At 70.6% G+C, this 22,347-nt stretch carries 15 protein-coding genes and 4 pseudogenes; 8 read left to right on the forward strand and 11 right to left on the reverse strand.

All coding sequences use genetic code 11. The annotated features are described in order from the left end of the window. Positions 1-31: 31 nt before the first annotated feature. The 4 genes and pseudogenes from OG871_RS06585 to OG871_RS06600 form a co-directional block, all read left to right on the forward strand. Entirely contained in the window at positions 32-712 is a 681-nt protein-coding gene (locus tag OG871_RS06585) for a class I SAM-dependent methyltransferase (RefSeq protein WP_371494930.1), read from the forward strand. Between the two features lie 136 nt (positions 713-848). Then, the gene (locus OG871_RS06590) at positions 849-1,733 is read left to right on the forward strand and encodes an oxygenase MpaB family protein (RefSeq protein WP_371494931.1); all 885 of its coding nucleotides are present in this window, start codon (positions 849-851) and stop codon (positions 1,731-1,733) included. A gap of 236 nt (positions 1,734-1,969) precedes the next feature. Then, positions 1,970-2,281, forward strand: a pseudogene (locus OG871_RS06595) (PAS domain-containing protein); the annotation flags it as partial. A 60-nt stretch (positions 2,282-2,341) separates the two neighbouring features. Next, positions 2,342-3,475, forward strand: a pseudogene (locus OG871_RS06600) (SpoIIE family protein phosphatase); the annotation flags it as partial. Between the two features lie 75 nt (positions 3,476-3,550). Here OG871_RS06600 and OG871_RS06605 read toward each other — a convergent pair. After that, entirely contained in the window at positions 3,551-3,904 is a 354-nt protein-coding gene (locus OG871_RS06605) for a hypothetical protein (protein ID WP_371494933.1), read from the reverse strand. A gap of 780 nt (positions 3,905-4,684) precedes the next feature. On the opposite strand from OG871_RS06605, the gene OG871_RS06610 reads away from it, so the two are divergent. Together OG871_RS06610 and OG871_RS06615 are read left to right on the forward strand one after the other, a co-directional pair. Then, the gene (locus tag OG871_RS06610; RefSeq protein WP_371494935.1) at positions 4,685-5,182 is read left to right on the forward strand and encodes a lanthionine synthetase LanC family protein; all 498 of its coding nucleotides are present in this window, start codon (positions 4,685-4,687) and stop codon (positions 5,180-5,182) included. Positions 5,183-5,414: 232 nt separating this feature from the next. Next, complete coding sequence (locus tag OG871_RS06615) at positions 5,415-6,248, forward strand: PIG-L family deacetylase (protein ID WP_371494937.1); 834 nt, start codon at positions 5,415-5,417, stop codon at positions 6,246-6,248. Between the two features lie 203 nt (positions 6,249-6,451). Here the strand turns inward: OG871_RS06615 and OG871_RS06620 are convergent, their stop codons facing one another. Continuing rightward, positions 6,452-7,540 carry a chitinase gene (locus tag OG871_RS06620; RefSeq protein WP_371503228.1) on the reverse strand — a complete coding sequence of 363 codons (1,089 nt, stop codon included), beginning with the start codon at positions 7,538-7,540 and terminating at the stop codon, positions 6,452-6,454. Between the two features lie 90 nt (positions 7,541-7,630). Continuing rightward, positions 7,631-8,143, reverse strand: a pseudogene (locus tag OG871_RS06625) (carbohydrate binding domain-containing protein); the annotation flags it as partial. Between the two features lie 446 nt (positions 8,144-8,589). On the opposite strand from OG871_RS06625, the gene OG871_RS06630 reads away from it, so the two are divergent. After that, complete coding sequence (locus tag OG871_RS06630) at positions 8,590-9,468, forward strand: nuclease (RefSeq protein ID WP_371494939.1); 879 nt, start codon at positions 8,590-8,592, stop codon at positions 9,466-9,468. Positions 9,469-10,079: 611 nt separating this feature from the next. On the opposite strand, the gene OG871_RS06635 is transcribed toward OG871_RS06630, so the two are convergent. Continuing rightward, a complete protein-coding gene (locus OG871_RS06635; protein WP_371494941.1) occupies positions 10,080-10,514 on the reverse strand; it encodes a hypothetical protein in 435 nt (144 codons plus the stop codon). Positions 10,515-11,429: 915 nt separating this feature from the next. Further along, positions 11,430-12,974: an FMN-binding glutamate synthase family protein gene (locus tag OG871_RS06640; RefSeq protein ID WP_371503229.1), complete on the reverse strand. Its 1,545-nt coding sequence runs from the start codon at positions 12,972-12,974 to the stop codon at positions 11,430-11,432. A gap of 532 nt (positions 12,975-13,506) precedes the next feature. Here OG871_RS06640 and OG871_RS06645 point away from each other — a divergent pair. After that, the gene (locus tag OG871_RS06645) at positions 13,507-14,412 is read left to right on the forward strand and encodes an arginase family protein (protein WP_371494943.1); all 906 of its coding nucleotides are present in this window, start codon (positions 13,507-13,509) and stop codon (positions 14,410-14,412) included. A 76-nt stretch (positions 14,413-14,488) separates the two neighbouring features. On the opposite strand, the pseudogene OG871_RS06650 reads toward OG871_RS06645, so the two are convergent. The 6 genes and pseudogenes from OG871_RS06650 to OG871_RS06675 form a co-directional block, all read right to left on the reverse strand. Then, positions 14,489-14,626: pseudogene (locus tag OG871_RS06650) on the reverse strand (flavodoxin family protein); the annotation flags it as partial. Between the two features lie 7 nt (positions 14,627-14,633). Beyond that, positions 14,634-18,029, reverse strand: a complete 3,396-nt coding sequence (locus OG871_RS06655) for an ATP-binding protein (RefSeq protein ID WP_371494945.1) — start codon at positions 18,027-18,029, stop codon at positions 14,634-14,636. 456 nt (positions 18,030-18,485) lie between these two features. After that, positions 18,486-18,917 carry a hypothetical protein gene (locus OG871_RS06660; RefSeq protein WP_371494947.1) on the reverse strand — a complete coding sequence of 144 codons (432 nt, stop codon included), beginning with the start codon at positions 18,915-18,917 and terminating at the stop codon, positions 18,486-18,488. A 16-nt stretch (positions 18,918-18,933) separates the two neighbouring features. Then, the gene (locus tag OG871_RS06665; protein WP_371494949.1) at positions 18,934-20,160 is read right to left on the reverse strand and encodes an IS110 family transposase; all 1,227 of its coding nucleotides are present in this window, start codon (positions 20,158-20,160) and stop codon (positions 18,934-18,936) included. A gap of 418 nt (positions 20,161-20,578) precedes the next feature. Beyond that, on the reverse strand, positions 20,579-21,295 hold the full coding sequence (locus OG871_RS06670) for a flavodoxin family protein (protein ID WP_371494951.1): 717 nt from the start codon (positions 21,293-21,295) through the stop codon (positions 20,579-20,581). A 237-nt stretch (positions 21,296-21,532) separates the two neighbouring features. Next, positions 21,533-22,288: an MBL fold metallo-hydrolase gene (locus OG871_RS06675; RefSeq protein WP_371494953.1), complete on the reverse strand. Its 756-nt coding sequence runs from the start codon at positions 22,286-22,288 to the stop codon at positions 21,533-21,535. Positions 22,289-22,347: the final 59 nt, after the last annotated feature.

The raw sequence follows: 22,347 nt of genomic DNA on the forward strand, positions 1-22,347 counted from the left end.
TGACCGGGACGCGATCGGCGACGGTGGGCCCGTGACCGACAACATCGCAGCAGGATCATCCGTCTCCGACGCCCCCTCCCCCGCGGACGACTACCTCGGAGACCCCGCGGTGCGGGCGGAGTGGGACGGCAGGTACGCCGACCGGCAGCAGCTGTGGAGCGGCCGGCCCAACGGCGCGCTCGTGGCCGAGGTCGCCGGGCTCGCTCCGGGGCGTGTGCTCGACGTGGGCTGCGGCGAGGGCGCGGACGCCGTCTGGCTCGCGCGCGGCGGCTGGGACGTGACCGGGCTGGAGGTCTCGGGTGTGGCGCTGGAGCGGGCGGCCGGCCACGCCCGGGACGCCGGCGTCACCGTTCGCTGGGTGCATGCCGGGCTGGCGGAGGCGGTGCTCCCGCCGGCCTCCTTCGACCTGGTCTCCGCCCAGTACCCGGCTCTGCTGCGTACCCCCGACGCCGCGGCCGAGCGGGCGCTGCTCGCGGCGGTCGCGCCCGGCGGCGTGCTGCTGCTCGTGCACCATGCCGGGATGGACACCCGGCAGGCGCACGACAGCGGCTTCGACCCGGCCGACTACGTCTGGCCCTCGATGGTGGCCGCACTGCTCGACGAGGACTGGAGGATCGAGGTGGACGAGCAGCGTCCACGCATGGCCCCCGACGGCGGCGCCGGCGCGCACCACACCGACGACCTGGTGCTGCGCGTGCGTCGGCTGCGCTGAGACCACTCCCTCCCGCAGCACGCCGGGCCGGGCGGGTCCTGCGCCGCGGCTGCCCGCCCGGCGCGTCCCCGCACGCCGGGCGGGTGGCCGTTCACTCCGTACCCCCCGGGGATCCAGCGCCCGTAGCATGGACGTCATGGTGGCTGACAGGGTTCTGCCCGGCGGCCCCGACACCGTGCGAGCGCGTGCGGGGGCCGCGCTGTTCGCCCGGATCGCGGGGCCGGACGGCGACGCCGTGCGGCGCCGAATCCACGACACCCCGGGGCCGCGCTGGTTCGGCCCGGAGCGGCCGATCCGGCAGGTGCACGGCGACGCGTCGATGTTCGTGGGCGGCCTGCGGGCGCTTCTGCTGCAGTCGTTGCACCCGCTGGCCATGGCGGCGGTCGCGGCGCACTCGGGCTACCGGGGCGATCCCTGGGGCCGGTTGCAGCGCACCAGCACCTTCCTGGCCGTGACCACCTTCGGCACCGCCGACGACGCGCAGCGCGCGGTCGACCGCGTCCGGGCCGTGCACCGGCACGTACGCGGCACCACCGCGGCCGGCGAGCCCTACCGGGCGAGCGACCCGCACCTGCTCGCCTGGGTCCACGTGTCCGAGGTCGACAGCTTCCTGCGCGCCCACCGGCGTTACGGTGCAAGGCCGTTGGACGAAGCCGGGTACGACGGCTACGTCGCGGACACCGCCCGGGTGGCGATGGCCCTCGGTGTCCCGGACCCGCCGCGCGACCAGGCGTCACTGGCCGCCCGGCTGGCCGCCTACCGACCCGAGCTCCGCAGCACGCCGGAAGCCCGGGAGGCTGCGCGCTTCCTCCTCTTCCGGTCTCCCCTGCCCTGGTTCGCGCGACCGCCGTACGCGGTGCTGGCCGCCGGTGCCGTCGCGCTGCTGCCCTGGTGGGCGCGGGCCCCGCTGCGGCTGCCCTGGCTGCCCCTCGTCGAGGCCACCGGTGTCCGTCTGGCCACGGACGGACTGACCCGGACGATCCGCTGGGCCATGACGCCGCCCACCGCCGCGTCCGCCTGACCCGACCGCCGCGCGACGTGATCCGCGTCCGGGCCGCAGGCCGCGAGTCGGCGCGCCCGGCTCGCCAGCGAACAGTCCGCACCGCGGCCACGAACCGGAACGCGGCACCGCCCGATGCGGGGAAACGATCACCGTCACGGTCGGTAGCCGACGGTTCGTCTCCGTCTCGCGAGCGCCAGTCCTGGTTTCAACCACCGAGAGTGCCGGGAAGGGGTCTCCTCGGAGAGAAGTGTGAGATGAACGGACGCAGTCTTCCCCCGGCCCGGCCCCCAGCCCTTCCCCCGGCCCCGGTGCCCGACATTGCCGCGGCCGCCTTGGACGCCCGGGGCACGGTCACCGCCTGGAGCCACGGCGCCGAGCGCCTGCTGGGGTACACGGCGGGCGAGAGCCTGGGGCGCCGGGCCGCGGACTTCCTGTGCGGCGGGCTACCGGCGGCCGCCCGCAGGAGCACGGCCGAGAAGCAGGCCTGGGCAGGGCGGATCGCACTGCGTGACCGCGACGGCGACCGCCTGGAGGCAGAGGTGCGGGCCTGCCCGCTGGCCGACGCACAGGGCCTGGTCCAGTGGTATCTGCAGGTGTCCACACCGCCGGACGGTGCCGACAGCCCGTCCCTCGCCCTTCAGCGCAGCCTGCTGCCGCGCCGCCCGCCGGACACGCTCGCCGTGGAGACGGCCACCCGGTACCTGCCCGCCGACCCCCGGTTCGGGGTGGGCGGCGACTGGTACGACGTCATCCCGTTGTCGGGAGCCAGGATCGCCCTGGTGGCCGGTGACGTGGTCGGCCACGGCATCCACGCCTCCGCCGCCATGGGACGCCTGCGGATGGCCGTACGCACCCTGGCCGACGTGGATCTGCCCCCGGACGAGCTGCTCGCCCAGCTCGACGACCTCATCCTCGGCGAGGTCGAGGAGGGGATCGACACCACCGCCGAGATCGGGGCGACCTGCGTCTACGCGGTCTACGACCCCACCACGCTGCGCTGCGTCATCGCCAGCGCCGGCCATCCCGCGCCGATCAGCGTCAGCCCGCGGGGCACGGCTCGGAACGTGGACATCGTCCCCGGGCCACCGCTCGGCGTCGGCGGCGTGCCGTTCGAGGCCACGGACGTCGACCTCGCCGAGGGCGGCCTGCTCGTCCTCTACACCAACGGCCTGGTCGCGACGGACGACGGGGACGTCGACGGCGGGACGGAGGCGCTGATGCGCGCCCTCAGCGAGCCGGCCGCCTCGCTGGAGACCAGCTGCGACCGGGTGGTGGCCGCGCTTCCGCACGATCGGCCCGACGACGACGCGGCCCTGCTGATCGCCCGCACCCGGCGGCTCGGCTCCGGCCACGTGGCCTCGCGCGAGATCGCCGCCGACCCGGCCGTCCTCGCGGACGCCCGCGGGTGGGCCGCCGACCAGCTCTCCCGGTGGCACCTGCAGGAGAGCGCCCTGACGACCGAGCTCGTCGTCAGCGAGCTGGTGACCAACGCCATCCGCTACGCCAGCCCGCCGATCCGGCTCCGCCTCATCCACGACTCGACGCTGATCTGCGAGGTCTCCGACGGCAGCAGCACCTCGCCGCACTCCCACCGCGCCCGGGACCTGGACGAGGGCGGGCGCGGGCTGTTCCTCGTCGGCCGGCTCACCAACCGCTGGGGCACCCGCCACACACCGACCGGAAAGACGGTCTGGGCCGAGCAGCTCATCTCCGGCGCGGCGGGATCCGACGGCGCGCGCCCCCTGCACGCCGTGCCGTAGAGAGCCGCGCCGTAGAGAACTGCCGTTGAGAGTCGGCTGTAGGGATCCGGCCGGCGGGCAGTCGCCGGGACGGCCTCAGTCAGGACAGGGCTCCAGGGCGGGCGGCGACGGTCGGCCGAGGTTGTGCCGGTACTCCTCGACGAGGGCGTAGTCGTAGGGCGGGCGCCCGGCGAGCGCATCGGCCCGGGCACTCTCCGGGACCTCCCGCCAGCCCTCGTAGTCCGCCGTGCTGTAGAAGCCGCGGACCGGCACCCCGTGCGGGCTGAAACCCCGATGCCATCCGGCCGCCACGCCGTCACGCCGGCTCGGCTCCTCGAAATCGGGCGGTGGCGTCCCCACCCACTGCACCCACAGAACCCCTTCCCCGGAGCGACGTCCGGCGACGTAGTGCTCGTAGACTCGCCCGACCTGGAAGAAGTCCTTGGCCATGTCTTCACGGTACGCCCGCCGGTCCGGTCGCGTGCCCACAACCGCTTCACCGCCGGCGCCCGTTCGTCGCCGTGGCCGTCCTCGGACCTCGTCCATGGCTCCTCGTTCGCTCCTTCGCTCCTCCGCAACTCGGAGCGGCGGGCAGGCGTACAGGCGCGCGCGGGCAGCTTGGGCGCGGGCCGTCCGCCGGGGGTGCGCAGCGTCACCACCCCGTCGTCGGTGATCTCCGACCTCGCCTCGCCGCCGGATCCGGCGTGCTGCTGCGCGACGCGACCTCCTCGGCAGCAGGGCTCCGGCCGAACGGCCGGCCCGTACCTGACCGGCTTCGGCCTCGCGCGACGGATTCAGGTCGGGGCCCCGCCGCCGGCGGCCGACGTCGGGTCGCCGGCGGCGGCCCTCGGGCAGCCCGTGACGCAGGCGGACGACGTGTTCTCGCTCGGCGCGACGCTGGCCTACGCGGCGTCCGGACGGGAGCCGCTCGGACCGGGCCCGGCCGACGCGGCGGCAGCCCTGCCGTCGGCCCTGCGGGAGATCGTCGGGTCCTGTCTCCACCCGGACCCGGCGGTTCGCCTGACGCCGCGTCAGGTCCTCTGTCCGGGGCGCCCGAGCCGCCCGAGCCGCCCACGATGTCCCGAGCGTCCGGAGGGCCCGGCCGGCTCCGATTCGACGGCGGCCTGCTCGAAGAGATCATCGAGCACACGACCGCGTTCTGCGTCGACGAGGCCCGCAGGATCGCAGACCCCGTGCTCGCCGCCCGCGCGAACGTCCCGACACCCGGCGATGTCTTCGGCGGAAGCTCGGGGCGCGCAGCTCGCCGCCGGCACACCGGGCATCGTCGCGGCGGCGACGGCTCCGGGAGCAACGCGCCGCTACGGCTCGTGGTGCCGCGGTCTGGCCGGGATCGGGGCGGTACTCGTCCGGGCCGCCGACCGCCTCGGCGAACCCGGGTACCTCCGCCTCTCCCAGCGGACCGCGCGCACCTGCGCCGCGCTGGCGCCGCGCATGCCTTTGGTCACCCAGTGCTGCGGGCTGTTCGGGGTCGGCGACCTGCTGGTGGACGTCGCCAAGGCGTCCGGATCCGAGGAGTTCTGGGACGCCGCCGAGACCGTCGCCGCGATCATCCTGAGCCGCAGCGGCGGCACCCCGAGCCGTCCGGTGTTCCCGAACACCGGTCTGACCCGGCCCAGCGCCACCTGGGCCGGCGGCTCCGCCGGCGTGCTCGCCTTCCTCAGGCGACTGCACGACCGGGGCGGACCGCGGCTCGGCCTCATCGACTGACCGGCTCCGGGGGCGACAACACCCCACGCGGCACTCCACGCGGCACTCCACCCGGCGCCCTACCCGGCGCCCGCAGCGTGCCCGCCCTCCGGCCGATCCGCAGGATTCAGACGCCCCCGAGTACGACCTTCGGTCTCCCGAGTGCCCCGGTCACCCCGATATTGCGGGCGAGCACCCGCCCACGTGCCGCAGACTCGGACCGAGCACTTCTCATACCGAAGGATGGTTTTCCATGGTTGGCCGGCCCTTGACGCTGATGGCAGTGCACGCCCACCCCGACGACGAGGCCACCGGAACAGGGGGCGTCCTGGCGCGGTACGCGGCGGAGGGCATGCGCACGGTCCTCGTCACGTGTACCGACGGCGGTTGCGGTGACGGACCGGGAGGCGTCAAGCCGGGCGAGCCCGGGCACGATCCGGCGGCCGTCGCCGTGATGCGCCGGCAAGAACTCGAGGCGAGCTGTGAGGTTCTGAAGATCAGTCATCTGGAGCTGTTGGAGTACGCCGACTCCGGGATGATGGGCTGGCCGGCCAACGACGCGCCCGGCTCCTTCTGGCAGACACCCGTGGAGGAGGGCGCCGCCCGCCTCGCCGAACTCTTCCGGCGCTACCAGCCCGATGTGGTCGTGACCTACGACGAGAACGGTTTCTACGGCCATCCCGACCACATCCAGGCGAACCGCATCACCATGGCGGCGCTGGCGATGACCGGGATGACGCCGAAGGTGTACTGGACGACGGCGCCGCGCTCGATGATGCAGCGATTCGGGGAGGTCATGCGCGAGTTCGGCGCGGACTGGGAGGAGCCGGATCCGGCGGAGGCCGCCGCGATGCAGGAAATCGGGCTTCCCGACGAAGAGATCACCACCTGGGTGGACACCACCGAGTTCGGCGGTCAGAAGTTCGACGCACTCGCCGCGCACGCCAGCCAGGGCGAGAACATCTTCTTCCTGAGGATGGGCAAGGAGAGGTTCACCGAGCTGATGGGCACGGAGACGTTCGTACGGGTCCAGGACGCCACCGGCGCGGCCGTGCCCGAGAACGACCTCTTCGCCGGATTGCGCTGATCCCCGGCCCGGCCCGGGCCGTTCCGAGGGCGGCGGCCGGCGTCCCGCTCGGGGCGCCGGTTGCCGTGGGCGGGGATGCCGCCGGCGTCCTTGCGACGTAGCCCCACAATCCGCGCCCCGGGCCCAGCCCCGGGTGTGGTTCCGGTCCATGACCGGCTCCAGCCCGGAACGGAGCAACCGGGGCGCGGAGAGTCAGCGGGACGTCAACGGCCCTGGAGGGACTTGACGTTGTCGCCGAAGGTCCAGCCCTTCGAGCCGTCCCAGTTGATCGACCACGTCATGATCCCCTTCAGCGAGCCGCCGAAGGCGTTCCACGACTGGCCGACCAGGCTCGGCGCCATGTAGCCGCCACCCGCGCCGGGCTGGGCCGGCAGGCCGGGCACCTGCTTGTCGTAGGGCACCTTGATGGTGGTGCCCTGGATGGTCAGGCCGTTGTTCAGGCACGTGGTCTGCGCGGTGAAGCCCTGGACGGTGCCGGCCTGGTAGGAGTCGCCGGAGCAGCCGTACATGCTGCCGTTGTAGTACTGCATGTTCAGCCACCACAGGCGGCCGTTGTCGGCGTACTTCTTGATGATGGGCAGGTAGGCGCCCCAGATCGACCCGTAGGTGACGCTTCCGCCGGTGACGTACGCGGTTTCGGGGGCCATGGTGAGGCCGAAGCCGGCCGGCATCTGCGCGAGGACGCCGTCGATGATGCGGATCAGGTTGGACTGGGAGGCGGACAGCGTGTTGATGTCGCCGCTTCCGGACAGGCCGGTCTCGATGTCGATGTCGATGCCGTCGAAGTTGTACTTCTTGAGAATCGGGACGACGGTCGCCACGAACCTGTCGGCGACGGAACCGGAGCTCAGGTCGATGCCCGCGGCGGCGCCGCCGATCGACATCAGCAGCGTCGCCCCGCCCGCCTTGGCCTGGCACATCTCGGCGGGCGTCGAGACCTTGACGCCGGCGTCCATGCCGTCCTGCCACAGCACGGTGCCATCCGAGAGGATCACCGGGAAGGCGGCGTTGATGACGTTGTAACCGTGCGCGGCGATCCGGCTGTCCGTGATGGGGACCCAGCCCATGCCGGGGTGGACGCCGTTGGCGGCGCCGTCCCAGTTCTCCCAGTATCCCTGCAGGACCTTGCCCGACGGCCTGGGCTTCGTGGGGCAGGTGTCGCCCGGCGGCGTGGTGGTCGGGGGCGCGGTGGTCGGCGGCGTGGTGGTCGGGGGCGCGGTGGTGGGCGGGGCGGTGGTCGGCGGCGGGGTGGTCGGCGAGGGGCTGCTGCCGCCGGGGCCGGTGAGTGACACGTCGTCCGCGTAGTACGCGGGCTGCCCGTACCAGCCGTGCACGTAGACGGTCACCGAGGTGGTGTTCGATCCGGTGGTGAAGCCGACGCTGAGCTGGCCGTACGACGCGTTGCCCGGCGTCCAGGTGGACGGGGCGCCGGTGAGGCCGGTGCCGGTGGCCCCCAGGTAGACGTAGCTGCCCTGGACGTAGGCACTCAGCGTGTACTGGGAGTTGGGCTGCACGCTGACGGTCTGGGTGCACTGGGCGTTGTCCTGGCCGGTCGGCGTGGCCCTGAGGGCGGAAGCGCCGGAGTGGACCGGACTGCCGACGGCCGCGCCGGAACCGCTGGAACAGGTCCAGCCGGAGAGTCCGTTCTCGAATCCGGCGTTGGCCACCAGGTTGGTGGTGGCGGCCCCGGCCGTGACGGAGCCGGCCACGGCGATGCCGCCACCGATGACGGCGGCGGCGCTCACCCCTGCGAAGAGGCGCCTCAGGAGGGTCGGTTCGTGCTTGGGGTTCACCTGCGATGCGCGTTCCACTGCCGTCCGCTGCTGGCGAGCGGCTCGGAGCGGCGGGCCGACATCACCCGGCAGACGTGGAGTACGAGACCTCCGACGGAACATGCTGTGCTCCCTTCCCGCCGAGCGTCATGGACATGACCGACGCGTGGGGGCGTGACGCCCGGCTCTGGGTGAGGTGGGGACATGTGGGGCTGTACCGGACCGGATCGTAGGAGGGGCGGCAGGGCACGTCAATAGGTCTGGACCAATTGCGAGAGTGCGGCCCGGTCGAGCGCGGGTGATCCGCCGAAGTTCCGTGTACGGGAAGGCCGGTGAGCCCCCCTGCAACAGGCGGGGGCCGGACACGGCGCGGCCGCATCGGCTGCCGAGCGTCGCCGGGTGCGGCGACAGCGGGGCCGCCTGTGAGGGCAGGTGCGACGTCGGCATGAACGGGACCCCGCCTGTCCGGCGACCGGCGCACGAGTCCACGAGAACTCGCCGAAGCGGCTCCACCGGTTTGATCACGAACGGCATCACAATAAGTGCCAATCCACTTACGGGAGGCACTCATGCCGATGCTGCTCATCAAGGGAACGTACAAGATCATCGACTCGCAACCGGACGGCGACACTGTCCACTTCACCCCGCAGGATCCGGGATTCTGGTGCGACCTCCCGGGCAAGAACAGGGTGAAGCGGAACGGCCACGGGGGTGGCGCGCTGCGCCTGGACGGGATCGACGCGTTGGAGACCCACTACCAGGGGGTCGGCCCGGGCGTCGTGAATCAGCCGCTGGAGCTCGGGGCACACGCCGCCCGGGACGAGCTGCTGAACTGGCTCGGTTTCACCAGCGTCACCCAGGGCGCCGACGAGAAGGTCACCGCCTCGACCCCTCAGACCGTGCCCGGTTACATCCTCGCCAGTGGCGCCGACACTTTCGGCCGCTGCATCGCCATGGTCGGCCGCGGCCCGCTGCCACCGGACACCAAGGACGGCGAGCGGGTCAACGTCGACGTGAACATGGTCAACCAGACCGCCAATCACCACCTGCTCTCCCGCGGCCTGGTCTACCCCACCTTCTACAGCAACCTGCCCAAGGACCTGCGCCTCGACATGGCCGACACGGCCAGGCAGGCGCGGACCGCGGCCGTTCTCGGCAGCGTGTGGGCGAAGGACGCGACCAGGAGCGGGGCGACGATCACGGGACTTTCCTCGATCACGAGCGACCTGGTGATCCTGCCGAAGCTGTTCCGGCGCCTCGCGGACTACATCCGTCTCTTCGGCCCCTCACTGAACTGCTTCCCGGCCTATCTCGCCGGTGAGGGCGAGGAGTTCCACGTGCCCGAGCAGCAGGACTCCATCAAGGGCCTCCAGCACATCGTCACGGTCACCAACAACACCGTGAAGCTCACCCGCGATATCGAAGACATCGTGCTCGTCGAGAAGTGAGGCAGCCATCGCCATGACCCACGCCGCAGCCTTCCTCGCCCGCTCCGAGCACGGCTGGTGATCACCCGTCGCGGCGAAGCCCACGGCAACGTCGTTGGACGCGTCGGCGGCGAGCGGACCTCCACCGGACCGACCGAGCCCGGACGCGCCCAGATCCTCCGGCTCGCGAACCGCCTCGCCGCCGAGAACCGCACCGGCCCCGCCTTCAACGCCCTGCGCGCGGCCCCCCGGCCCAGGCTCCAGACGAGCGGACACCTCCTCGCCGACACACTCCTGCGGCTCACCCCGAGGCGAGCTCGCAGCTTCACTTCGGCACCAGTCACGCCTGCCTCAACGAGAAGCCAGACCGGGCCCGAAGCACAACAATTCCGCTCCCGTCGGACGGCACCTGTCCGGGCAACACGCAGCCCGGTCGTCGACACCGAACTGGCCGTTGACATGCGCCGCGCACATTGGGCAGCACCACGGGCCGATTGTTCGCTCAGCGGTGTTCCGGGTTCTCGAAGTCGAAGCGGCAGCCGGCAATCCCACTCGGGGCGCTGGTTGCCGTGCACGGGGTCGACCTCGTCCCCGTCCGGAGCTGCCCGCCACGACCAGGTACGGGTCCTCCCTTAGCCGAACCGCCGACCTCGGCTCATGCGCCGGGAAAAGCGCCAAGCGCCGTAGCGAACAGCACTCAATGACCACAGCGACAACCAGTAGACGGAGAAGCCCATGAAGAACAAGATCGCAACAGCGAAAGCATTACTAACAACAGTCGATGGTTGAAATTTAAACAGCGAAACGAAAATCAGCACAGCCGCGACCGGAGAGGCTATCGGTGCAAACGCCGCCAGCACCTTCCACGTAGCTCCACCGCGCATGACCAGCCGCTCAAACCCGAAGGCAATGGGAAAAATGAAAACACTCACGGCAAGCCCCACGCCAGCGGCGAATAGAACGGCCTTGGCGTAATCGCTGGCGATGATAGCTTTGTCGATGAAAAAGACTGCCACAATTGGAAGACTGATGACCATAAAAGCCGCTACGATGGCTGCTGTCGTCATGACGATGGACAGCGAGTGTCGAAGGATCGTCCACCGTCGAGAACCAGGATTACAGATGGGCGCGGGGCTGTCCAAGGCGACGGCGACGTGCGGACTCGCTGGGGACTGGCCAGGCAAAATTCACTCCTCAATGTCAGATCTCAGAATTCGCACGGCAGGCTCCGGTTGACGGTCCAGCCGAACTTCGCAATCTGACCGCCCGGTTGATTTTAGGCATGGCAAAGGCTGCCCGGTGATATTACGTGGAACATGCAGACCTGCGCCGTCAACCTGGACAAAGCCCTGTTCGAGGAGTTCAGCTGTTCGGCAGCCCGGCCCGCCGACTACCCGCCCAGGGGCGGCCCCCGCCCGGTCGAGCCGCACCACCCACGCACGCCGCGCCCAGGGTCCGGAGCCGGAGCCCCACCCCCTTCCTAGGGCCTGTTCCCGGCGTCGCAGCTGCCGGGAACAGATCCTGACGCATTCTGCCCGCCTCCGCGGCCGCTGCGCCAGCCTGCGGTTCGGGACGAGCCCGGCGGGAAGGCGTCGGGCTTCGGCTGCCCTCTGCGGTACCGGACCCGCAGCCCGGGCGGCTTACGGCTCGACGAAGGGAAGTGACACCGCGGCCAGCCTGGTCTGCAGCAGTCCGGTCAGGCCTCGCAGCCGCGTTACGGACCTTCGCAGCCGTTCGCCGGGCGTTGTCACGTTCTGGGGATGTAGGCGTGTGGCGACGCGTCAGGGCATGGCGGGGCTGGCTGTCGGCCCTCGGTCAGGCGGTGCTGGGCACACCGACGACGCCGGTGATCCGGTCCCGGATCGCGAAGCTGATGATCTTTTCGGTGCGGTGGCGGCCCGCGGTCATGAGGTGGCATGGGGCTCGGAAGTGGGGTGGGATGCCGCTGAACACGTCATGGTGCCGCCGCCTCTGTCAGCGCGTCAGACAGCCGGCTTCCGGACGGAGGCCGGCTTGGTGGTGAGAAGTGCCGTGATCTCATCGGCAAGGTGCGGGCCGAGCTCGCCCCAGCCGTCCTTGTAGCCGTAGACGCCGGCCAGGGTGCGGGCCTCGTAGTCGCCGTTCATGATCTCAATGTCGTTGGCCGTGATGAGTGCCGGGTGGGCGACGCCGACGGCCGCCGAGATCTTGATCAGCTCCGTGCGCAGGGTGCGCAAGTAGGCAGCGGCCCGGGTGGCCTTCGAGGCCGGGTCGAGGCCGCGGGCCAGCCACGGGTTCTGGGTTGCGATGCCGGTGGGGCACTTGTCGGTGTGGCACTTCTGCGCCTGGATGCAGCCGATCGACAGCATCGCCTCACGGGCCACGTTGATCATGTCGGCACCCAGAGCGAAGGCGACCGCGGCGTTCTCGGGCAAGCCGAGCTTGCCGGAGCCGATGAAGGTCAGGTCGTCGGTCAGCCCCAGCTCGGCGAAGGTGCCGTAGACCCGGGAGAAGCCCATCCGGAAGGGCAGCGACACCGAGTCGGCGAAGATCCGCGGCGCTGCCCCGGTGCCGCCCTCGCCGCCGTCGACGGTCACGAAGTCGACTCCACGGTCACCACGCACCATCAACGTGGCCAGCTCCTGCCAGAAGCCCATCTCTCCGACCGCGCTCTTGACCCCGACCGGCAGACCGGTCTCGGTGGCGAGCAACTCGACGAAGTCGAGCATCGAGTCCACGTCGCTGAACGCGGTGTGCCGCGACGGGGAGGCGCAGTCCTTGCCGACCGGGATGCCGCGAATCCCGGCGATCTCCGAGGTCACCTTCGCGCCTGGCAGCATCCCGCCCAACCCGGGCTTGGCGCCCTGGGAGAGCTTGATCTCTATCGCCTTGACCGGAGCACTGGCGACGACGTCCTTGAGCCTCTCAAGGTTGAAACTGCCGTCCTCGTTGCGGCAGCCGAAGTACGCCGTACCGAGCTGAAGCACGAGGTCACCACCGTTGCGGTGGTACGGCGAGAGGCCGCCCTCGCCCGTGTTGTGCATCGTGCCGGCCAGCGCCGCCCCCTTGTTGAGCGCCGTGATGGCCGCGCCGGAGAGCGATCCGAAGCTCATCGCCGAGACGTTCACCACGCTCGTCGGCCGGAACGCCTTGGCGCGCCCGCGCGGCCCGCCCAGCACCTTGGCCGAGGGCAGCGGAGCCTGCGGATCGTGCGCGTCGGGCAGAGTGCCGGCAAACGTACGCTGCTTCAGATAGGCGTGCCCCTGTACGTGCTCGACGTCGACCTCGGTCCCGAACCCGAAGTAGTTGTTCTCCTCCTTCGCCGACGCATAGATCCAAGTGCGCTGGTCACGACTGAACGGGCGCTCCTCCTCGTTGGAGGTCACGATGTACTGCCGCAGCTCCGGCCCGATCGTCTCCAACAGGTACCGGGCGTGCCCGATCACCGGGAAGTTCCGCAACAGCGCGTGCCTCTTCTGCATGAGGTCGCGGGCAGCCAGAAGCGCCACCGCTGTCGCGGCGGCCGCGCCGATCTTCCGGGCTTGCATGGACGTTCCTCCTCGATGCACGGCTCCATCGCCGTGCGGTGGAGCCGTTGTGTCGTGTTGGGTGTTGGACTGCGGGCACACGGCCGAGCAGCAGCAGGGTCCGTCGAAGAATCCGAAATGATGTTAAGAGGCCACGCGGACAGGACTGCGGTCGGGGGCTGGTCAAGCGTTCGGCTTCGCGCCAACGGGGGCGATGGTGCGCAACGCCCGTGCACAGCGACAGGCAGCCGGCCGCCCGGCCGTGGGGAAGCCGTCAACGGGGGCGACAAGCGAATATCCCTGCCGACGGCGCGGCGGCCTCGCGCCCCTCGCTCGCTTGCCGGCGTCGCCGCTGTATGCGCCGCGGCCAACGACACGGTGAAGCTGTACAACACCGGCTCGGCCGCGGTGAGCGTCAGCGGCTGGAAGACGTCGGACGACAGCTTCTCGGGGCCCGGCCCGCGTTCTCCACCGTGCGAGATCGTCACTCCCCCTGCCGACCCGCGGACGCAGCCCGCTCGCGCCCATGCGGGCGGACCGCGATGATGGGTGGATGCCACGGGATCTCGTTTTGGTGGGCGCGCCGACCAGCGCGGGCAGCTACGCACCCGGCCAGGAGGCTGCACCACGCGTGTTGCGCGAGCTGGGCCTGATCGATCGTCTGAGGGCGGCGGGCCGCCGGGTACGGGATGCAGGGGACGGGCCGCTGCACGTGTGGGCCCCAGACCCGCAGCACCCGCGGGCTCAGAACCTCGCGGCAGTGGTCCAAGCCGTCAAGGCGGTCGCCGACCACGTCGCCGGAGCGCTGGAGGAGGACGCGGACGTCCTGGTCATCGGCGGGAACTGCACCGTCGCACTGGGTGTGATGGCAGCTCTCACGGCAGGCGACCCGGACGCCGGCCTGCTCTACATCGACCGGCACTTCGATCTCAACACGCCCGAGAGCACCGGCGAGGGCGCCCTCGACTGGATGGGGCTCGCCCACGGACTGGACCTGCCCGGAGCCGCGGAGCCGCTGGCGGCCGCCTTCGCCCGCCGCCCGCTGCTCACCCCGGACCGGCTCCACCTCCTCGGCATCGATCCCGAGGCCGCCACCTCCTGGGAACGCGAGCAGGCAAGTCGCCTGGGCCTGCGATGGGGCTCGCACTTCGATCTCGCCACCACGCCGGGAACCGAGGTGACACGGGCCCTCAGTACGCTCCCGGCCGGTCCCCTGGCTGTGCACCTCGATGTCGACGTCCTGGACTTCACCGACGCGCCGCTCGCCGAAAGCACGGACGGCCGCAACAGCGGCCCCACTCTCGACGCCGTGTCCGAGGCGCTGGACACCGCCTGCCGGGACCCGCGCTTCCGAGCACTCTCGATCTGCGAGCTCAACCCTTCCCGCGCCGCCGGACACCCCGCCGTCCTCCACCGGTTCATTGCAAGCATTCAACACGCCCTGCGCGCAACCCCGTGAACCGCGGCCCGGACCTCGGGTACCTCCTCAGCGGGCGTCGCTTCGGCGCACCCGTCGGCTCAGGCCGTTTGCGTCCTCAGCGGTGTTCTGGGTTCTCGAAGTCGAAGCGGCAGCCGGCGTCCCACTCGGAGCGCTGGTTGCCGTGGGCGGGGATGCCGCCGGCGTCCTTCAGGATTCGGGGGGGGTGGAGGAGGTTCCAGGTCATGAAGGTGGTGGTGCCGCTAGCGCTTGGCCATCTCCTCCCAGAAGTCGTGCAGTTCCCGGACGCGCATGCCGACCCAGTTCGGCGTCTTCCGGCGGAGAACTCGAGGGAAGACGCGGCGCACGCGCCCGGGCAGCAGGGCCTGTTGCTGCCGGCAGAACGGCTCGCGTATCTCGACTCGGAGCTGCGTTCCCTGGGGCGGGTAGGGGCAGAGCTGGAACTTGCAGGTGGGTAGGCAGGTCGCGCCCGGGATCGGTGGATCCGTGGTGCCGACCTTCAGCTCGGGATGCAGCGGGGTACGGTCCGTGGTGAGGCAGGGCGGTAGCGGCATGTCCGGCTGCTCGGACCTCTTCAGCCGTTCCTCGACGTCGTCCGGAAGCCCGTCACGCTCGATGAGGTTGAGCATGACCAGGACATCGGCGACCAGCCGCTGGGCGCGCCCGTCCAGGGTGGTCCACCCGACCGAGGGCGGGATCCACAGACTGTGCTTGCGGTAGTGCTGCGAGCCGTCCGCCCGGGAGCCGATGTTCTCGGCGACGCCCTTCTCGTCGATCCAGATGAAGCGCTCGGGCTGCCTGGTCTCCAGGGCGAGGGCCACCAGGTCGCCCGCCTCGGCCACGAAGGGGTGCAGGCGTTGCCTGGGCATGGCTCCATCACCTGCGGTGCGGGCGGTGCCCGCCATGGAGAGCCAGCGTTCCACAGTCTGGACGGCGGTGGTACCGCGGGAGCCTTCGATCCGCCCGGCCGCACCGTTGCCGTAGCCCTTGCCCGCGCGCGATGCCGCCACCTCACCGTTCTGTCCGTCGCGGGTGACACTGTCCGGGAGCTCCCACAGGCACAGTGCCTGGAGCAGGCAGATCTGCGAGTACCAGCAGCGGCTTCGTTGGAGCATGGTCTCCGCCTGCCGGATCAGGTCGATGCGGCCACCGCGATAGGTGTCGGGGTGGCGTTTGCGCCGGTTGGCCGCGTACTTGAAGCCCTGGGCGAGCGCGTTCTCCAGGGAGCGCGGCAGGTCGGGCGTACCGCCGGTGTGTTCGGGGTCCAGGTGGCGCAGCCACTTCAGGAGGCGGTCGCGGGCCTCGTCACGGTGCCCGTCGCTGACCGATCCCAGCAGCATCGGAATCATCCAGGCCCGCATGACGAATTGACGCCAGAGCTCGATGCGGCCGTCCCGGTACCGCACGTTGATGGCCTGCCGTTCGCGGTCCAGCGGATCATCCTTCTCCGGCGCTGTCCGGGAGGGTCCCCGAACAGCGGATGCATTCCGCTTCTCGATCCACTCAGCGGTCTTCTTCCTTTTCGTGTCCCTCAGCTCGTCGACATGCGATCGGTACTCCTCCAGGGGATCGCTGTTCTTGTGGATCCACTTGCGGATCAAGGCGAATGCCGGGTCGCCGCCGCTGCCGAACTCCTGGGCGACTGCGAGGCGGATTGCGAAAGAGGGCTCCTTGATGCCCAGGTCGAAGAGCCGCTCGTAGAGGTCCGTGATGTCGGTCTTGCCGTCAGCCGTGCGCAGGGCGGCGCCGAACTGCTTCACCAGACCGAGCTTCGCCTCGTCCAGGGTTCGCCTGTCGCCCTTGATACCGCGCCACCGTGTTTTGAGCTTGCGGGTGATCGTGTCCAGCTGCCGGGGCACTGCCTCGACGCTGTCGATCTCCAGGGCAGCCGCGTAGAGGTCGAGGGCCTTCGGGTCCGAACGGCGGCTCGCGGCGCTGCAGAGCCGCTCGGAGAGCGTCCGTCCGGTCAGCGGTGCGCGTCGCAACAGCTTGCTGGCCTCCCTCGTCACGTCGGCCTTGAGACTGCCGCTCTCCGCCGGGGGTTCCTTCGCGCGTCGGCGGGAAAGCAGCACCAGCGCGATGAGCAGTTCGCGACCGGGCCCGGGCGGGTACAGCGCCTGCTCAATGAGCCGGCCAGCCTTGCGTTCCCCCAGGTGGTAGAGCATGCGATAGCCAAAGTACGCCTGGATGATGCTGTGCGGGAACCGGACCTTCTTCTCGAAGCCCTCCACCAACTTGAGCTCACCTGCGTGGCGCATGAACCGGGCGAGCGCGGCCTGGCACTGGACGGTGCTCCCGTGGCCGAGGTGCTGGCCCTCCGGTTTGCTGAGCCGGTCGCACAGGGTGGCCCAGATCTGCTCCCGCTGCCACGCCGTGAAGGTGTTCGCACTCCTGCCGTACTGATCAAACCCGCGTTGCTCGGTCCAGAAGTGCTGGACCTTGGTCTCCATCTGTCGCGTCAAGCCGGGGTGAACGTCCTCGCCCAGCAGATCCGCGAAAGAGACCTCCAGCTTGTCCTGGAGCAGGCCGATGCACGCCAGCGCCGAGACCACCTCGAGCGTGTCGCGGCGCTCCTGCGGTTCCAGTGCGACACCCTCCTCCAGCCGGCCCTCCTCCAGAGCGTGGTACCACGTCTCCAGCAGCCACAACCGCAGGGTGGACCGGTCCCAACTGCGCGTGTCCAGCCGCTTGGGATCAGGCCGGGGCCGGTCACGTTCCAGGCTGTCGTGGCGATGCAGCTCCCGTGCGATCTGCAGGTAGATCGGCGATTCGGTGACCTCCGCCGTCTCCACGATCCAGTCCAGGCGGCGTTCGTCACTCTCGGGAGCGTCTGCCTCCACGAAGAAGAGCGCCGCTTCCTCACTGAGGGGTTCCAACTCGATGATCGCCGCGTTGGTGCCCTCCAGGGGAGCGTGCGGTCGGGAGGCGATGACCAGGGGCAGCTTCTCCTGGTACGCGCGCTCGATGGCCCGGCAGATGACGTTGTCCCGGTCGTCCTGGAGGCTCTCGTCGAGGATCGCCTCCTCCAGCCCGTCGGCGATGACGACCGGCTTGTCGTCCGCCAGTAACTGGTTCCAGACCCGGTCGTTCTTGCTCCGGGCGAGGATGCCCTGAGGTGCCTCCTCGGAGAAGCGTCGCTTGGCCATCTCCTCGAAGTTCAGGTCGGACTCGTGGGCGGCGTCCCGCAGCCGGATGGGTACCGGTACCGCGTGTTCCCGGGCCAAGATCTCCGTCAGCTGTACCAGGACGGCCGTCTTCCCGACGCCCACCCCACCGACCAACAGATACGGCCTGCGCGTGCTGCGCTCACGCAGTCGCTGGGCGATGACCTGCGCCACTTCCCGGCGGCCGACGACCTCGGAAATGTGCGGTCCTGCGGTGAGGACCAACTCGTTGGGCTTCTTGCGCGCCTTCTTGAGGAAGCGCCGCTTCGTCCAGCCGTACCAGAGGAACAGGAAGAGCGCGGTAGCGATTCCGGCGGTGAGAACCGGACCGACGAACCGGATGAGGGCGTCGAACCCCGCATTGCCCTTCCGCCACGTCTCGAAGGCGGTGGTTTCACCCGTGATCAGAATGTAGAGGCCCTCCGCGATCCAGGCGAGGACCGCAAGGGAGACCACCAGCCAGAAGACCCGCATCGTGTTGGTGTAGGAACCCCACCTGCGCCACTTCCTGGGCCGCGTCCTGCCGCGACGGGCCTCCAGACTGATCATCAACCTGTGCCAGTGGCACCGGAAGAAGGACAGGACCCGAGCCCCGGCCCGCCTGAGGGGCAGGGTCGTCATCGGCGCGTTGTGAGGGCGCTCCTTGCCTGGTGGGTGCCGGACGACCTTCGCCATCATGACGTCTCCCTCCGCGAGCTCTGCGCGGCACCCAGGGCCACGCGCCGAGGGCCGGGCATGGACGCGAGCGCTACGAGGAAAGAGACAGCGGAGGCGCGCTCCACGGACGACATGCCCCGGTGTGCGCGGAGAAGGTGGTTGCTGTGTCGCAACCCACGTAATTTCATCGAATCACGCCCGATGTCTCCCGCAACCGGAGGTGACTCCCGACACTCTCCGTCTCCCGGGCGACCGCCAAACTCACCAGTCTGCTCACGCCGGGTGACGCGCGTCGGTGACGGTGGCTGCCGGCCCGTGCTCGGCAGATCGGGAGACCGTCGCGAGGAGGCGTCGCAGTGCGGTACGGGCGGGCGAGCCCCCGGTGGGCTTGCCACCGGGCCGGCCGTGGAGGCCGGCTTTCCCGATGGGGATGCCGCCGGGGGCGCGCAGCACCGCCCAGCCGCGGGCGGGGCCCAGGGTCGCGACGTCCAGGATCGGCTGGCAGGCGCCGTCCGGCAGTAGTGTCCGGGCCGCGGCGACGGCGTCGTCCCCGACGGCGCGGACGGAGTCCGGGTCGGGGACGAGTCCCAGCTCGGTGGCCGAGGCGAGCTGCTCGGCGATCTGCCCAGCTCGGTCGGCGAGCGGCCCCCGGCGACCACGGCCGGCGGGCGCCCCGCCGGGGGGCGGGTCAGGCGGGTCAGACACCCCATGACGTTTGAGGTCAAGCGGCATGGAGGTGTGCGTGGTGGGACCAGGCGGTTGCTTCGTCGTAGTGGGTGCGGGTCTTGAGGCATCCGTGGAGGATGCCGACGAGTCGGTTGCCGACCTGGCGGAGAGCGGGGTTGTAGCCGGCCTCGCGTGCGCGCTGCTTGTCGTAGTAGCGGCGGGCGCCGGGTGAGGCGCGCAGGGCGGAGAACGCCTGGCGCTGGAGGGCGTCGGCGAGCCGGTTGTTGCGGACGTAGCGGGCCTGGACGGTGTGGCTCTTGCCGGAGGCCCGGGTGACGGGGCTGGTGCCGGCGTAGTTCTTGCGGGCTTTGGCGGAGGTGTAGCGGGTGGGGTCGTCCCCGAACTCGGCGAGCACCCGGGCGCCGGTGATCTCTCCGATGCCGGGCATGGAGAGGTAGATCTCAGCGTCCGGGTGCGCGAGAAAATGCGCCCTCACCTGCTTTTCCATCGCGGCTATCTGCTCGTTGAGGGCGAGCAGGAGCCGGGAGTGGGCAATGGTGGCGGCCGCGTAGGCGGCCGTGACCGGCTCGGGCAGCTCCAGCTGCTTCTCGCGCAGTGCGGCCTGGATCGCGCCGGCCTTCTGGTCCCGGTTGTGTCGGCGGGCCCGGGCGAGGACGGCGGCGATCTGGGTGCGGGTCAGCTTCGCCGCCGCCTGCGGTGTGGGTGCTCTGATCAGCAGTTCCAGTGCGTCGGTGCTGGTCAGTTCCAGGGACGCGTAGGCGTTCAGGGCGGCGGGGAAGTACTCGCGCAGCGTGCTGCGGAGCCGTTGGAAGGTGCGGGTGCGTTCCCAGATCAGGGTCTGGTGGGCGCGGGTCACGACCTTGACGGCCTGGGCCTGGTCGCTGTCGCCGGCGATGGGCCGTAGCTGGTCGCGGTCGATGCGGACCATGTCGGCCAAGGCGTGGGCGTCGCCCTTGTCGCTCTTGGCGCCGGAGGTGCCGTACCGCTCCTTGAACCGGGCGACCTGCCGGGGGTTGATCGCGTAGACCTGGTAGCCGGCGGCGAGCAGGGCCTGTACCCAGGTGCCGCGGTCGGTCTCGATCCCGACGATCACGTCGGCGGGATCGGGGTCCTCTCCGGCGTGCTTGGCCACGAGCTCGTGCAGCTTGGCGATGCCTTCCGCGCCCTCGGGCAGCCTCGCGGTTGCGAGGCGTCGGCCGGTCGCGTCCTGGACCTCGACGTCGTGGTGGTCCTCGGCCCAGTCGTCGCCGATCAGCAGCAACTCTTCCTCCCCATCGCGTATTTGCTGGTCGTGCAGCCTGCGGAAGACACGGCACGCGGCCTAATGGATCCAGTGCTCACGCCCTGTTCGGCGGGCACGCCACCCCATCAGCGGTCATGGCCTTCCGGCCGACCAGCAGGGGCACGGTCTGACCCCAGAACTCGCAGTGGTTCCGGCGGAGAGAGTGCTCACCTGCTGGCGGCTACGGCACCGAGTCTCTACGACTCAGCAAGTCCCATTAGGCGGGTCAGGACTTCATGCAGTCCTTGGTCTGACAAGCTGGCCGAGGCGCCATCGGGCTTTTGGCCGACCGGGACGGACAGACATGGCATGCCGTGTCTGCGCCCGCATCGTCCGGCTTCCAACTACCGCCAGGCTCCGCAGCCAGGTCAAACCTCGGCTCGGGCCGCTTGTTCGCTCAGCGGTGTTCTGGGTTCTCGAAGTCGAAGCGGCAGCCGGCGTCCCACTCGGAGCGCTGGTTGCCGTGGGCGGGGATGCCGCCGGCGTCCTTGAGGATGCGGGCGAGGTGGAGGAGGTTCCAGGTCATGAAGGTGGTGTTGCGGTTGGTGAACTCGTTCTCCGGTCCGCCGGATCCCTCGTCCAGGTAGGACGGGCCGGGGCCGGCCGCGCCGATCCAGCCGGCGTCGGCCTGCGGCGGGATCGTGTAACCGATGTGCTGGAGGCTGTAGAGGACGTTCATCGCGCAGTGCTTGATGCCGTCCTCGTTGCCGGTGATCAGGCAGCCGCCGACCCGTCCGTAGTAGGCGTACTGCCCGGCCTCGTTCAGGACCGACGAGCAGGAGTAGAGGCGCTCGACGACCTTCTTCGTCACCGAGGAGTTGTCCCCCAGCCAGATCGGGCCGGCCAGGACGAGGATGTCGGCGGCCATCACCTGGCTGTAGAGGACGGGCCACTCGTCGCTCTCCCAGCCGTGTTCGGTCATGTCGGGCCAGACCCCGGTGGCGATGTCCTGGTCGACGGCCCGGACGACGTCGACCGCGACGCCCTGGCGCTCCATGATGCCGCGGCTGATGTCGATCAGGCCCTGGGTGTGGCTGCGCTCGGGGGAACGCTTGAGGGTGCAGTTGATGACCAGTGCGCGCAGGTCGGTGTACGAGGTGGCTGTGTCCGGCATGGGTGTGCCTTCCGGCGTCGCGCGGGCATGGGTTTTCGTCCACTTCACCAGGCGCGCCCGTGCGCCGCCGGTGGGGATGGGCCGTACGCATGAGGGAGGCGGGGCTGCTTCGACAAGGCCGCCGCCGTCGAGATCGACTGGCCGGAGGTCAGCCACCTCTCCTGACCGCCCGCAGTCCCGGCCGCACCGGCGCCGCCGCCCTTCGGTCCCGCAGGCGGCGGCGCCCGTCCCGGTGCGTCAGGACGGCTCCTCCGCGCGGCGGGTGAGACGGCCGGCGGCCCTCAGCCGGGTCAGGCGGTCGTGCTCGCGCTCCGCCCAGCGCCGGACCCGGCGGGGGTCCAGCGCGGTGCCGTGGCCCACGTGGAGTGCGGTGGGGTCGAGGGCCAGCATCTGCCGCAGGCTGGCGAGGTTCTGCCAGGGGTCGTCGTGGAAGGGCGGGTTGGCCGGCCGGCCGGGGATCAGGCCCATGAAGGAGTTGGCGATCAGGTCCCCGGCGACGAGGTCCCCTTCGTCGGTGAGGACGGAGATCGATCCGGCGGTGTGCCCGGGGGTCGGCATGATGCGCGCCGCGATCCCGAAGTCCTCCAGACCGGTCTCGCCGCTGATCTGTACGCCGGGTTCGACGGGTTCGGCCCGGACGTGCAGCTTTCTGTTCCGGTCCATCAGACGGCCCATCGGACCGGTGGGCAGGTACGGTTCGCGGACCCGGCCCGTCCGGTACGGCCCGAGGTCGGCGATGTGGCCGGCCACGGGTGCGCCGGTCAGGCGGTGCAGCTCCGCGGCGGAGCCGAAGTGGTCGATGTGGCCGTGGGTGATGACGATCAGCGAGATGTCGGCCGGGTCGACACCGTGCCTGGCGACCTGCTCGTAGATCTTCCGGCCGCTTCCGGGGGTCCCGGCGTCGACGATGACGGGCCGTCGGCCGAGCAGCAGGTACGCGTTGACGGCGTGCCGGCCCAGGACCGGGATCGGTACGACCTTCGTGCGGGACATGGCTGTCTCCTTGGGGTTGGGTGGTGGCCGGCCGTGCGGGCATGGCCGGGAGCCGCCGG

This window comes from Kitasatospora sp. NBC_00374 (assembly GCF_041434935.1).
Lineage (GTDB): Bacteria > Actinomycetota > Actinomycetes > Streptomycetales > Streptomycetaceae > Kitasatospora.